This is a genomic window from Thalassospira lucentensis (genome assembly GCF_032921865.1).
GTDB classification, from domain to species: Bacteria; Pseudomonadota; Alphaproteobacteria; order Rhodospirillales; family Thalassospiraceae; genus Thalassospira; species Thalassospira lucentensis_A.
The window spans coordinates 82218-95859 of the sequence record NZ_CP136684.1 but is presented as its reverse complement, the minus strand read 5'-3'; the positions used below and the strand labels follow the sequence as shown (position 1 = coordinate 95859).

The 13642-nt window shown below is 55.3% G+C and carries 11 protein-coding genes; 5 read left to right on the top strand and 6 right to left on the bottom strand.

Going from position 1 to position 13642, the window contains the following annotated elements; genetic code table 11:
* Window positions 1-9: 9 nt before the first annotated feature.
* Together R1T41_RS01280 and xylF are read right to left on the bottom strand one after the other, a co-directional pair.
* Complete coding sequence (locus R1T41_RS01280) at window positions 10-1275, bottom strand: sugar ABC transporter permease (protein WP_247795212.1); 1266 nt, start codon at window positions 1273-1275, stop codon at window positions 10-12.
* Window positions 1276-1359: 84 nt separating this feature from the next.
* Entirely contained in the window at window positions 1360-2391 is a 1032-nt protein-coding gene (xylF, locus tag R1T41_RS01275) for a D-xylose ABC transporter substrate-binding protein (protein ID WP_097053727.1), read from the bottom strand.
* Window positions 2392-2635: 244 nt separating this feature from the next.
* Between xylF and R1T41_RS01270 the strand changes: the two genes are divergently transcribed.
* Both R1T41_RS01270 and R1T41_RS01265 read left to right on the top strand, forming a co-directional pair.
* Window positions 2636-3397, top strand: coding sequence for an SDR family oxidoreductase (locus R1T41_RS01270; RefSeq protein ID WP_317339390.1), 762 nt, complete (start codon window positions 2636-2638; stop codon window positions 3395-3397).
* 80 nt (window positions 3398-3477) lie between these two features.
* Window positions 3478-5643 (top strand): dihydroxy-acid dehydratase, encoded by a 2166-nt coding sequence (locus R1T41_RS01265; RefSeq protein ID WP_317339388.1) that lies wholly within the window; start codon window positions 3478-3480, stop codon window positions 5641-5643.
* Here the strand turns inward: R1T41_RS01265 and R1T41_RS01260 are convergent.
* Genes R1T41_RS01260 through R1T41_RS01245 form a run of 4 tightly spaced genes read right to left on the bottom strand, consistent with a single transcriptional unit; the run spans window position 5624 to window position 10436 of the window.
* Complete coding sequence (locus R1T41_RS01260; RefSeq protein WP_156486464.1) at window positions 5624-5791, bottom strand: hypothetical protein; 168 nt, start codon at window positions 5789-5791, stop codon at window positions 5624-5626. The two genes, R1T41_RS01265 and R1T41_RS01260, sit on opposite strands and share 20 nt — an antisense overlap.
* Before the next feature lie 24 nt (window positions 5792-5815).
* Window positions 5816-7252, bottom strand: coding sequence for an efflux transporter outer membrane subunit (locus R1T41_RS01255; RefSeq protein WP_062950762.1), 1437 nt, complete (start codon window positions 7250-7252; stop codon window positions 5816-5818).
* Between the two features lie 14 nt (window positions 7253-7266).
* Window positions 7267-9249 carry a MacB family efflux pump subunit gene (locus R1T41_RS01250; protein ID WP_317339385.1) on the bottom strand — a complete coding sequence of 661 codons (1983 nt, stop codon included), beginning with the start codon at window positions 9247-9249 and terminating at the stop codon, window positions 7267-7269.
* Between the two features lie 2 nt (window positions 9250-9251).
* The gene (locus R1T41_RS01245) at window positions 9252-10436 is read right to left on the bottom strand and encodes an efflux RND transporter periplasmic adaptor subunit (protein WP_317339383.1); all 1185 of its coding nucleotides are present in this window, start codon (window positions 10434-10436) and stop codon (window positions 9252-9254) included.
* A 223-nt stretch (window positions 10437-10659) separates the two neighbouring features.
* Here R1T41_RS01245 and R1T41_RS01240 point away from each other — a divergent pair, with 223 nt between their 5' ends.
* The 3 genes from R1T41_RS01240 to R1T41_RS01230 all read left to right on the top strand — a co-directional run bounded on the left by R1T41_RS01240 (window position 10660) and on the right by R1T41_RS01230 (window position 13543).
* Entirely contained in the window at window positions 10660-11370 is a 711-nt protein-coding gene (locus tag R1T41_RS01240) for a response regulator transcription factor (protein WP_317339382.1), read from the top strand.
* Window positions 11367-12740 carry an ATP-binding protein gene (locus R1T41_RS01235; protein WP_317339381.1) on the top strand — a complete coding sequence of 458 codons (1374 nt, stop codon included), beginning with the start codon at window positions 11367-11369 and terminating at the stop codon, window positions 12738-12740. Before R1T41_RS01240 ends, R1T41_RS01235 begins: the two co-directional genes overlap by 4 nt.
* 107 nt (window positions 12741-12847) lie before the next feature.
* Window positions 12848-13543, top strand: coding sequence for a dienelactone hydrolase family protein (locus R1T41_RS01230; protein ID WP_062958519.1), 696 nt, complete (start codon window positions 12848-12850; stop codon window positions 13541-13543).
* The last annotated feature ends 99 nt before the right edge of the window (window positions 13544-13642 follow it).

Sequence of the window (13642 nt, the reverse complement as noted above, 5' to 3'; positions counted from 1 at the left end):
CCTATGCTCCTAGCTGGTCGGGTCGCTATAGCGACGGTGGAAATATTTGTCGCTGAACACGGCAAGGACAAGCACAAGGCCGATGACGATGCTTTGCAGCGATGTATCAACGCCTAGAAGCGCCATACCGCTTTGCAGGCTTTGCATCACTAGGGCGCCAATCAGCGCACCGTAAATGGTGCCAACACCGCCCGCCAGCGACGTGCCGCCAATCACAACCGCAGCAATCACGCGCAATTCGTCAAGCGTGCCAAGATCGTTGCCCGCCGATTGCAGGCGTGCCGATGAAATCGCCGCACTGATCGCGCACAGGACACCCATCAGGGCAAAGACCGCAACCGTCATGCGTTTGACATTGATCCCGGCCAGTTCGGCTGCCTGCGGGTTGCCGCCCATGGCAAAGACATAGCGCCCGAACCGGGTGCGTTTGGCAACGATGGTCAGCACGATGGCGACCAGTGCCACAATCAGAAGCGGGATCGGAATGCCGTGCGAAATCACAAGGTTTTCCGCCGTTACCGGAATGCCGCGATCCTCAAGAATACGTTCGGCGGCGCGTTCGGGCAGGTGATAGGCATTTAGCGTGATGATCGCCACCAGAACCAGCCCGGCCTTGATCAGTGTATTGGTATATTCCGCCCAGATCGGTTTGACCGGGAACTGGAAGGAAAGCCTGCGGCGGCGTTCCATGATCGCGGCATAGATGATCGCGACAATCGCAATCGCGGCCACGATCCAGCTCCATGTGGCGCCAATCGTGCCTTCGATCCCGCCGCCAAGCAGCATGAAATTATGATCGAGAGGAGCAACGGTACGCCCCTGTGTGACCCACCATGCCGCCCCGCGCCAGACCAGGAGCCCGCCCAGGGTTACGATAAAGGCCGGAACGCCAAGATAGCCAACGGCAAGCCCCTGAACGCCACCAATTGCAGCCCCGACGACCAAACCGACAAGCAGGGTAATGATCCAGGTCATCGGATGATTGTATTCAAGAAATTGCGGCAGGAAGTCGGTTTGCACCACGCCCATGATCATCGCCAGGACACCCAGCATCGCACCGACCGAAAGATCGATATGGCGGGTGACGATAATCAGGACCATCCCGCAGGCCATCACGGCAACAGAGGCGGTCTGGACCGACAGGTTAAAGATGTTTCGCGGGGTGATGAAGCGGCCGCCAGAGGCAATATCAAAGCCGATCCAGATAACCAGAAGCACAACGGCGAGCCCCACAAGGCGGCGGTCGACTTCCATCTTGGCAAGTAGTCTTGTCATGTAAAATGCTCGTCAGGCAGCGGGGTCGGTCGAAAGGGTGCGGCCGGCCCCGGGGTTTAACAAGGTCGGAGGGAGGAAACCTGCCTAGTTACAGGCAGCGACCTTGCCGCTTTCAACCCCTTTGCAGACGACGTCTTTCGATACCCAGCCTGCATCAATCACAAGATCAAGCTTGTTCTGGGTTATCGCCACCGGATCAAGGAAGTAGGATTTCATGGTGACGCCGTTCGGGCTGTTCCAGTCCTGAGTGCCTTCGACATCGCCAAGTTTTGCACCTTTTGCCAGCTCAACCGCGATTTCGGCTGCGCGCTGTCCCAGAAGGCGGGCATCTTTCCAGACCGAAACCGTCTGGGTGCCAAGAGCAACACGGTTAAGTGCGGCGTGATCACCATCCTGACCGGAAACCGGGATGCCCTGCATGCCCTGTGCCGAGAGGGCGGCAACCACGCCGCCAGCAGTGCCATCGTTCGAGGCGACAACGGCATCAACCTTGTTATCGGCAGCGGTCAGGAACTGTTCCATGTTGCGCTGGGCGATGGCGGGCTGCCAGCTATCGGTATAAGCTTCGCCGACGACTTTGATGTCGCCGCTATCGATAGCGGCCTGAAGGATTTCAAGCTGGCCTTCATGCAGGATATTGGCGTTCGGGTCGGTCGGTGCGCCTTTGATGAAGACGTAATTGCCTTTCGGCTGTTCGGCAAACACGGCTTCGGCCTGAAGACGGCCGACTTCCTTGTTGTTGAACGTAATGTAATAGGCGTTCGGGTCTTCGATCAGGCGGTCGTAGCCAACCACCGGAATGCCTTCATTGATCGCCTGTGTGACTGCAGCACCAATGGATGAGGAATCCTGTGCCAGAACGATAAGGGCATCTGCGCCACGCGAAATCAGGCTTTCGATATCGGAAAGCTGTTTGGACGGAGAGCTTTGGGCATCTGCGCTGATATATTCTGCGCCGGCTGCTTCCAGTGCCTTCACAATGGCGGCTTCGTCGGTTTTCCAGCGTTCTTCCTGGAAGTTCGACCAGCTGACGCCAACGATCAGATCGTCAGCAAAGGCATTGGCGGAAAACAGCACGGCACCGGCCAGTGCGACCGAGGAGAGGAGTTTTTTCATCTGTTTCTTCCCTGAATGATATGTGTCTTGCAGTGACATTTATTTTTGTTGTCGAAAAAATGTTGACGCCTTCGATCCGTCCTGTCAAATTTTTTTTAATGAACAAATTAAAAATCTCGCTTTTCAGGCTCAAATCCATCATTAAACCGCATGTTTAGTTGATTCCATGTGGATTTGAGTTGATGCAGCGCAGCATTTAATTTGATAGTGAAAAATAAAAGATGAAAACAAGTCAGGGAACGTCATGACAGCGAGTTATCACGACATAGACGGCAAATCGGTTCTTGTAACCGGTGGCGCATCGGGCATCGGGGCGTCTATCGTCCGGGCTTTTTGTGTGCAGGGGGCGCGGGTCGGTTTTTTTGATATCGATGATGATGCTGCGGCAAAACTGTGTGCCGAAATCGAACGCGATCTGGATGTGCGTCCGCATTACATGTCACTTGATCTGCGCGATCAGGCCCGGATTCCCAAGGCCGTTACCGAAATGGCATCGAAAATCGGCGTGATTGATGTTCTGGTCAATAATGCCGCGCGTGATGATCGCCACAGCCCCGAAGAAACCGGGCCGGATGAATGGCGTGACAAGCTTGATGTCAATCTGTCACACCAGTTTTTCTGTTCGCGTGCCGTGGCAAAGGGCATGGCTGAGAAGGGCCGGGGCAGCATCATTAATTTCAGTTCGGTAAGTTATTTGATGGGGCTGCCCGATCTGGTCGGTTATGAAACGGCCAAAGCCGGTGTGGTTGGCATGACGCGCGCACTGGCGCGTGATTGGGGTGCGGATGGTATCCGGGTCAATACGGTCATTCCGGGCTGTATCATTACCCAGCGACAGCTTGACCTTTGGATCAGCCCGGAAGATGAAGAGCGCATTCAGTCCGAACAATGCATCAAGCGTCGACTTGTCGGGGATGATGTTGCGCAGATGGTGCTTTTCCTCGCATCTGACGTGTCATCGGCATGTTCGTCACAAAGCTTTATCGTCGACGGCGGACTTGTCTGATAGTCTGCTCAGAACGAAGTAACGTTACGCCATAATCGCCAGTATTCCGCAGCCCCGATATCCCGCAGTCAGAGACGATCATGCCCCAATCCCGATCCATCCCCAATGCCATCACCATTGATGAAAAAGCCAATCCCTATCGCGACTGTATTCAGGGGTTGGCCAATCAGCCGATTACGGTTGTCCGTCTTTTGCGTGATGCGGTGAATGAAAACCCGGTTGTTGCCAGCGATCGGAAATTTGCGGTGCCCGAAATCCGCGATGTTGTCGGGCGGCTGGTGGAAAACCGGCCACGCATTGCGATTATCGGCGGCGCACCGGATCATCCTGCGCATTTGCTGGATCGGCCACAGGCCTTGATGGCGGCTATTCGTATCTGGGAAATGGGCGGGGTGCCGTTCCTGTTTCATGTACCGGTAATCTGCGATGGCACGGCGCAAAACAATATCGGCCAAAGTTATTCGCTTGCGTCACGCAACCATACGGCGGCCGCCGTGAACATTACCTTTGAAGGTCACAGTTATCATGCGGCCTATGTGATTGCCGGGTGCGACAAATCACCCGCCGCCGTTGTGGCCGGTTTGGCGGCGGCCGATCAGGCGCGGAAATATCGCGGCGATCAGGCCCCGGTTTGGGCGGTATTTGCCCCGTCCCACGTGCTGAAGGGCGGGGAAATTCCCGACGGCACCCGTCGGTTGCTTGATAAAATTGCTGATGACGCGGATCGTGCCGGGCATGATGACCTCGGCGGCGATATTCGTGAAAACATGCGCTATATCCTGCAATGCACATCGGATGAAGCCTTTGCCGGGTTGCTGGACCGGGCGCGGTTGCTGGGCATTATCGATGGCAAGATGGAACGCCGGGTTCTTGATGAGCTTGCCGGGGCGACCTGTGATTCCAAGGGGGGAATTTGCGCCTTTAACGGTACGGGCAATTCATCGCGGACGATGCTGGCAGCCTTTGGCCTGACGCCGCCGGAACTGGAGTTGCTGACCGATGTGCCGCCCTATGCGGCAGTGGCGGCCGGGATTGATGCGCTGTTTGGTGTCTTTAACAAAGCCGAATATGCGATCAGCAATCTGTTGAAACGCAACTTTGCCAATTTCGTCCGCATTCATAATGCCACGGGTTCAAGCAGCAACATGCTGCTGCATTTGCCCTTCATGATGCGCTATGCCGGGTTTGATGTGACGATTGATGATTATCAGGATGTGCGTCTTAAAACGCCGGTGCCGGAAATCTTCGCCCATAGTCTGACCGAAAACCGCGATACCTTTGTTCTGGCGCAGCAAATGGCCGAAGGCAAAAACCGCGGCATGGAAAGCATTTATCGGGTGCTTGCCGATCTAGGTGTGGCGATGGATTTGGATGCGCCAACCGTGCTTGGCAAAACATGGGGCGAACGGATTGCCGATCTTGAAAAACCCGTTGATCTGTCGCTGGGCGATAAGTCGGTTATTCGGGCAACACCGGTGCGCAAGCGGTCCGGTGTTGATGTTCTGACCGGCAGTTTCTTTGAAAATTGTGCGGTCAAGACATCGGGTATGAGCGACCATCTGATCGAACATTTCGACAATCACGTTTTCATCGTGCGCTATTACGAAAACGAGCATGTCTGCAACGCCGATTTTGCGTCGCCCGATCTGGTGACGCGTTTGATTGAAACCGATGGTGTGGACGAAGACCTGATTGCTGCCGTGGTCCGCCGCAATGGGGGCAACCGGGTTGATATGGATGCGCCCAAGGACATGCTGGCACAGGGGCATTTGTCCTTTGCCTTTGTCATTGGCGGGCAGGGGCCGGAAGCCTATGGCATGCCGGAAATGTTTTCGCCGTCCCAGAACCTTCGCCATCATCGCATCCTTGAAGCATCCAGTATGCTGATTACCGATGGCCGTTATTCGGGCGTGACCAAGGGGGCCTGTATTGGTCATATGGTCCCGGAAGCATTTTCTGGCGGTGGTATCGGTCATTTGCGCGATGGCGATGTGCTGCGCCTTGATCTGACGAAAAATATGCTTGATTGGCTTGATCGTGACGCGTTCCTTGCCGGGACCGAAACCGCCGGAAGCCCTATTGATCTGGCGGATCGTGCACCGTTATTTGCCGAACGGCAAAAACGCATGGTCGCCCGTCAATACGATATCGCGGCCAGTAACGTGATGGATCATGTATCGAACGCGGCACGCGGGATTGTGCCCGGTGTGGTGGACCGCCGTGCGGTCAATCCGTGGCGAAACTGATACTCGCCTGACGATCAAATCCAGTGTCATACTTGCGATCCTGTGCCGCCCGGCTTTCGCCAAGCAGGATTGCGGTTGCGCATAATCCTGCCCCGAAAAGGACCAGGACATGACCTATATGGTGCGAAAGATTTTCAAAACGCATCATCGTTTCCCTGTCTGGTGGTTGGTATCAGGCGGCTGAGGTATCCGGTGCCGGGCTGGTTTGGGCATTGGCCGGGGTGGCGTCGCCGCCCAGTGCCTGATAGAGCGTGATCAGATTGGTAATGCGATCAAGCTGGTTGGCCAGAACGGATTCTTCGGCCGTGCGTCTGGTTTCCTGTGCGTCCAGCCAATCCTGCATGGCGACTGCCCCTGATCGGAAACGGGTTTCATAAATCCGTTCGGCATTGCGTGCGGCGTCAAGCGCGGCTTCAAGCCGGGCGGCACGACGATCATACTGTGTGCGGGCCGAAAGAGCGTTTTCAACGTCGCTCATAGCTTCGTAGGCTGTCTGACGGAATTCGGCGACGGCTTGTTCATATTCGGCCTCGGATACCTTGATGTTGAGCTGCCCCTCGTTCCAGTTCAGGAACGGCAGGGCAAGGCTTGCGCCCAGCGTGCCGATTGGATTTTGCAAAAGGTTGCGCAACTGATCGCTGCTGGTGCCCAGATCGCCTGTCAGGGTCAGGGTTGGCAGCAAGCTGGTTTTGACCGAATTCAAATCCGAAACGCTTTCCTTCAGGCGCAATTCCGCCGCCCGAACATCGGGCCGGCGCGACAGCAATTCGGATGGTAATCCAGCGGCCACATCGGGCAGGGCATCTGATGGCAATGTTGCGCGCGGGATTGCAATATCGCCCGGTGGGCGGTCAAACAGGATCGATAGGGCGTTTTTGGTTTCAGTCAGACTTTGTTCGATCTGGGTATAATCGGCCAACTGGCTTTCAAGGTTCTGGCGGGCTTCGAACAGTTCCAGCGATGATGTCGAACCGGACGCATACTGAACATCCACCAGATCAAGGGTTTGCTGAGCATAATCGATGCTGGCCTGTGCAATATCTAGTCGCTGCTGATAATAGACAGCCTGCCAATAAAGGGTGGCGGTGGTGCCGATCAGCGATAATGCCGTGCTTTCACGATCTTCAAGGGTCGCCAGTGCTTCCCAGCGGGCGGCGTCGTAATCATGGCCAAGCTTGCCCCAAAGATCGAGTTCGTAACTGATTCCGGCATTGGTGCCAAAGCTTCGCGTGCTGCCGTTATCCTCGTCCAGATCGCGCGAAACCGACGCATCCGCACCACCGGAAAAATCTGGATACAGGTCATCTTCGGCGAGGCCCGCAGTCAGTTGTGCCTTGCGAACCTTGATGGTGGCGGCAGCGAGATCGTTATTGCGTTCAAGTGCTCGGGCGATAAGTGCGTCAAGCTGGTCATCGCCGAAATTTTGCCACCAGTCTTGCGTGGCGGCGATGTCGGATGCGCGGCTGTTGTCCGATGTGGTGGCAGATCCGTTCCAGCTGTTTTCCGCCGCAATATCCGGACGGGAATATCGGGTTTCGGTCAGGCTGCTGCATCCTGCGAGTGCAATCATCGACAGGATGGTCCCGGTTTTTAAAATCCGTGTGATCATTTTTGTATTCTCCGTCAATCGCGCGACAGGGCGTCGACCGGATCAAGCCGGGCGGCATTGCGGGCAGGCAGAAAGCCGAATGAAATTCCGATCAATGTGGCGCAGGCAAAAGCCGCGACAATCGAGGTTGTCGAATAGACCATTGAAAACGAGCTTCCCATCGCATCGAACAGAACCCCGATGCCAAGGGCTGTCAGAACGCCAAGCGCCCCGCCAAGGATACAGACCAGAACCGCCTCGATCAGGAATTGTCGAAGAATGTCGCTTTGACGTGCGCCGACCGCCATCCGTACCCCGATTTCACCGGTGCGTTCGGTAACCGACACCAGCATGATATTCATCACGCCAATGCCACCAACAATCAGGGAAATCACAGCAATCGACGAAATCAGAAGCGTCATGGTGCTGGTGGTCTTTTCGATGGTTTCACGGATGGTGTCGGTATTGATCGTGAAAAAGTCTTTCACCCCGTGCCGTTGGGTCAGAAGGGTTTCGATGTTCTGTTGCGCCAATGCGGTTTGGACTGCGTCATCAATACGGACGGTGATGCTGCTTAGGTAATTCTGGCCGAGAATTCGGGTCAGTGCGGTGGTGTAGGGAACCCAGATGTTCAGGCTGTCATTATTGCCAAATGTGCTGTCCTTTGGCGCGGTGACACCAATGATGCGTACCGGGACAGTGCCAAGGAAAATCACCTGCCCCAGCGGGTCTTCGCCATTGGGAAACAGCTTTTCGCGCGTATTGTCGTCAATGACCGCATCCTGGCTGCGTTTGTCGACGGCAAGGCTGTTAAACCAGATGCCATCGGCCATTTCATAGCCGCGCACCCGATAATAATCGGTACCGACACCGGCGACAGTGGCATCCACTTCAATATTGCCATACCGCAGGGTGACGGTGCTTGAAACACGGGGGGTGACGCTGTCGACATAGTACTGGGTCGACAGCACATCTGCATCGGCCGCAGTCAATGTCCTGATCTGACTGGCATCGCGATCACCAAAATCCTTGCCGCGATTGACATCAATCGTATTGGTCGCGATTGAACTGATATCGGCAAGGATGCGATCCTGCGATCCTTGGCCAAGGGCTACGACCGACACCACCGATGCGATCCCGATAATGATGCCCAGCATCGTCAGAAAGGTCCGCAACCGGTGAGCATTCATCGCCACCAGCGCCATTTTGAATGCTTCGGTAAACCGGTCGATTTCGGCCCGAATGCGTGATGACCGATGGGTATGGTTTTCGACCTTTTTACGGGGACCGGATTGTATGAAGGCCTGCGTCTGGCGTTCATCACGGATGATTTCGCCGTCACGGATTTCAATGATGCGTTCGGCATGGGCGGCAACATCATGATCATGGGTGACCAGAATGACCGTATGGCCATCGCGATGCAGGTTGCGCAGCAGTTCAAGCGTCTGTGCACCGCTTTGGCTATCGAGTGCACCGGTTGGTTCATCGGCCAGAATGACGTCGCCGCCATTCATCAGGGCGCGCGCAATACTGACACGTTGCTGCTGCCCGCCGGAAAGCTGGCTGGGGCGGTGATGAATGCGGTCGCCAAGCCCGACACGGGTCAAGATATCCATTGCCCGGTCACGCCGTGTTTCGGCATCAAACCCGGCATAGATCGACGGGACTTCGACATTGCCAAGCGCGCTTAAATCCGACAGCAGATGATAGCGTTGAAAGATAAAGCCGAAATATTCGCGCCGAAGGGCGGCCAGTTCATCGGGTTCCAGATTGCCTGTCAGGCGGCCATTAACCCGGTATTCCCCGCCGGTCGGTCGGTCAAGACAGCCCAGAATATTCATCAGGGTCGATTTACCCGACCCGGAAGCGCCAATGATCGCAACCATTTCGCCGCGTTCAATCGTCAGGTTGACGCCCTTTAGCACGGCAATGCGATCCTCGCCCGCTGGGTAGTGCCGCCACAGATCTCGGATTTCGATCAGCGGGGTTTTGTGAGTGTTGCTCCCTATCTGGTTCATGATCAGAACATCCCCCCTGGGCCACGACGTATGGATTGGCTGGTGGCGACCACACCGCTGGTCGCGCCGATAACAATGTCGTCATTTTCGGAAATGCCACTGATGATCTGGGCGTTGATATTGGTGTTCATGCCGACCGTGACCGGCTTTTCAATCGGGTCACCTTTGTCGTTAAGAACCTTAACGGTATATAACCCGTCCTTGTCCGGACCACTCAGCGCGGCGGACGGAATGATCAACGCATTTTCAACTTCGTTTAGTGTGATGGTGACTTCGGCTGTCATCCAGACGCGCAGGCGGTGATCCGGATTGGCGATGTCAAACAGACCATTGTAATAAACGGCTTCGTCATCGGTATTGTCGTCGTCATCCTCGATTCCGGTCGGGGCGGGTTCGATGGCGCGAAGGGTGCTTTCATAGCGCGTGTCGGGATCGCCCAGAATGGTGAAGCTGACCGCTTGGCCTTCACGAACGCGGATGACGTCGGCCTCGGATATTTCGGCCTCGACCGTCATGGTGTCGAGCTGTGCAAGTTTTATGATGGTCGGCGTGGATTGGGCGGCGTTCACGGTCTGCCCTTCCTTGACTGGCAGGGCAACAACCGTACCATCCATGGGGGCTAGGATTTTGGTATATCCCAGATCAATCTCGGCGGTATCAACGGCGATTTTTGCTTGATCGATTTGCGCGTTGAGCGCTGCGATTTCAGCCTTGGTCACATTAAGGGTTGCCTCGGCACTTTCGAAATCTTCCTGTGGCGAGGCATCAAGCGCACGCATCTTTTTCTGCCGTGCATAATCAAGTTCCGCTTGTTTCAGTTCGGCCTGCTTGGCGGCAAGCTGTGCCTTGATATTGGCAAGGGCGGCCTCGGTATCGCGCAAATCATTCTGCTGTGTTGATGGATCGATTTCGGCAATCAGATCGCCTTCCTTGATTTCATCACCGAGATCGACATGCAGTGCCTTGATCTGCCCGGACACCTGCGCGCCGACACTGACCAGTTTAGAGGCGGTGATGGTGCCACTTGCCAGAACCGTATCGGCAAGGTTGCCGATACGGGGTTTGGTGGTGACATAACCGGTTTTGGCTTCGGATGGGAACAGATAGGCCTGTGCCATCCATCCTGCTGCCAAGATGATGATCACGGCGATGACAAGGTTACGTGCGGTTCTGGATGATTTCTTCATCGGGCTTTCATGTCCTTGGATGAAACGCACCCGACGGCGAAAGGCAATTGAGCCATCGGGCATCCCAGACATAGCAACCCCTTTGTCAGAACGGGGTGAGGAGGATGAAAATGATCTGTAAGGAATGTGTAAAGTTCGCCATCCGTGCCTTTCGTCAGGCGTTTTAAGCGCTAGAATGTCATCATGAACAGGAATTAACCCGCATTTGAAAGACCCGGAAACCGTGACCAGAATTCTGCTTGTTGATGATGATGTCGAGCTCGGCACGATGCTGGGCGAGTATCTTGAAGGTGAGGGGTTCGAGATCGCCAACGCCTATAACGGCAAGGATGGCCTGCGTATGGCGCTGGAGGGCGGGTTTGCAGTGGTGTTGCTTGACATCATGATGCCTGGCATCGGCGGGATTGAGGTGCTGCGCGAATTGCGCGCCAAAAGCCGGGTGCCGGTCATCATGCTGACCGCCAAGGGCGACGATGTCGATCGTGTTGTCGGGCTGGAACTGGGGGCGGATGATTACATACCCAAACCATACTATCCACGCGAACTGGTGGCGCGCATTCGCGCGGTTCTGCGCCGGGCCGAACCGGTTGGCGAAAGCCGCCGAGATGCAGGCGGGCCGGACAATGGCGACGAAATCGTTCTTGGCAAATTGCGGCTTAATACCGCACGCCGGGTGGCGCAGTTTGATGGTCAAGACATGGAACTGACGGTATCGGAATTCAATCTTCTGGAAGTTCTGATGCGTGCCAGAGAACGGGCAATGTCAAAAAACGAGCTTTCGATAAAGGTGCTGGGCCGCCCGCGCGAGGTTTATGATCGTTCGATTGATGTCCATATGAGCAACCTTCGACAGAAGCTTCAATCTGTCAGTAACGATGTTGGCCTGATCGAAACTGTGCGCGGCTTTGGCTATCGTCTGAGGCAGGACATATGAGAGGACGGTTATTCTGGAAAATCCTGATCGGGTTTGCTTTGACCTTCATGGGGATCTGGCAGGGCGTGTGGCTTCTTTTTACGTTATATGGTGACCCACCCAAACCCTATCATGTCGGATATCTGCAGGAAACGGCACGCGGTTATATCGATACTGCTGCAAGTATTATCGAGGCCGAAGGTATTGGTGCGCTTGAGAAGGCGATTGCACACTGGCCCGACAATGAACGTGTCCGACTAAGTATCGAGCCGGATGCAAACCACACCGACAGCTCCGTGCGCGGTTCCGTACCTGAAACATTCCCCCCCGTCCGGTTCGAGGAGATCCGCGAAAACGGGTTTCTGTCACGTGATGCGGTTAGCCCGGTCGGGTTGCTTGTGCATTTGAAGTTTGATGTGACCGATATTGTTGCGTCTATCCCGGAGCGGGGGCGGTTCAATGTGCCGACCCCGTTGGTAATTGCGGGCGTGCTGGGAGGGCTTGTGTTTAGCGGCGTGCTTGCCTGGTATCTAACCCGACCGATCCGCCAGCTTCAGGAAGGGTTCGAGCGACTGTCGACCGGGGATCTGACATGGCGACTGGGCGAAAAGATCGGCCGTAGACGTGACGAGATTGCTGATCTGGCGCGTGATTTCGATGTGATGGCCGTGCGATTGCAACAATTGATCGAGGCACGCGACCGCCTATTGAACGACGTATCGCATGAACTGCGGTCCCCGCTGGCGCGGATGCAATTGGCTGTTGGGCTAGCGCGCCAGAAACCGGAACGGATCGAAGGATCACTTGACCGGATTGAAAAGGAAACCATTCGTCTGGATGAACTGGTTGGTGAACTTCTGACCCTGTCGCGTGCGGAAAGCGGCGCCAGCCAGAACCAGACATGGCTTGATATTGACCATCTGCTGGGTCGTGTTGTTGGTGATGCCCGGTTTGAGGCCGAGGCGACCGGGATCAAGGTCCAGACAAACCTTGCTATTAAACGCAACTGGCACGGTGAAGTACCGGTGGTGGTCGGCAACGCCGAACTTCTGCGGCGGGCCTTTGAGAATATAGTGCGTAATGCCCTTCGTCATTCACGCGAAGGTCAACTTGTCCGGATTTCTGCCGAAGCAGATGCCAGTCGCAATGTTTTCTGCATCACCATATCCGATCAGGGGCCAGGCATTCCTGCTGAACAGCTTGAAAATATGTTTGAGCCATTCATTCGCGGGGAACCGGGAATAAACGGAGCCGGTTTCGGACTGGGTTTGTCAATTGCACGGCGCGCGATCAAGGCACATGGCGGGGAAATTTCCATTCGCAACCGGGATGGCGGTGGGCTGGACGTTCTGATTACCCTGCCATTTACCTTGCGCGTTGATGACGAATAAACAGATTGCTTCCATTTAACCCCTTGCGAAACCGGTACGATCCAATACCTCAACAGGGAAACAACCGGCGTCGCCGGAAAAATCGGATATCGACAAGGAGGACCATCATGACCAGCAAGCTGACCGTAACGACGCCAGACGGAAATTTCGATGCCTATGTCGCCATGCCTGCCAAGTTACCGGCACCGGTGGTGGTGGTTATTCAGGAAATTTTTGGTGTTAACGCCGTGATGCGGGGCATTGCCGATGACTATGCCAAGCAGGGATATATTGCGGTTTGTCCCGATCTGTTCTGGCGGATCGAGCCAGGGATCGAAATCACCGACAAGACCGAAGAAGAATGGAAACAGGCATTTGGCTATTATCAGGCATTTAATGTCGATAAGGGCGTCGAAGATATCGCCGCAACCCTTCAGGCAGCGCGCAAGCTTGATGGTGCAAATGGCAAAGCCGGGGTTGTCGGTTTCTGCCTTGGCGGGCTTTTGACCTTCCTGTCGGCGACGCGCACCGATGGCGATGCATTTGCGGTCTATTACGGCGGTGGGATGAACAATTATGTCGGCGAGGCCGGAAAGATCAAACAGCCGGTGATCATTCACCTTGCCGGGAATGATGAGTATATCCCAGCCGATGCGCAGGCGGTTATCAAGGACGCGCTTGATGATCATCCGTTGACAGAGCTGCATTTCTATCCAGGTCGTGATCACGCCTTTGCGCGTAAGGGAGGGGCGCATTACGACGAGAAGGATGCTGAAACCGCCAATTCAAGAACGGCCGAGTTTTTCAGCGCCAACCTTGCCTGACCTTATAAAAGATACCAGAAAGGGCCGCAAATATGCGGCCCTTTTGTTTTGGGGTTGCGGATCGTTGCTGGACCGCATGTCAAATTATTTGTATGAGGA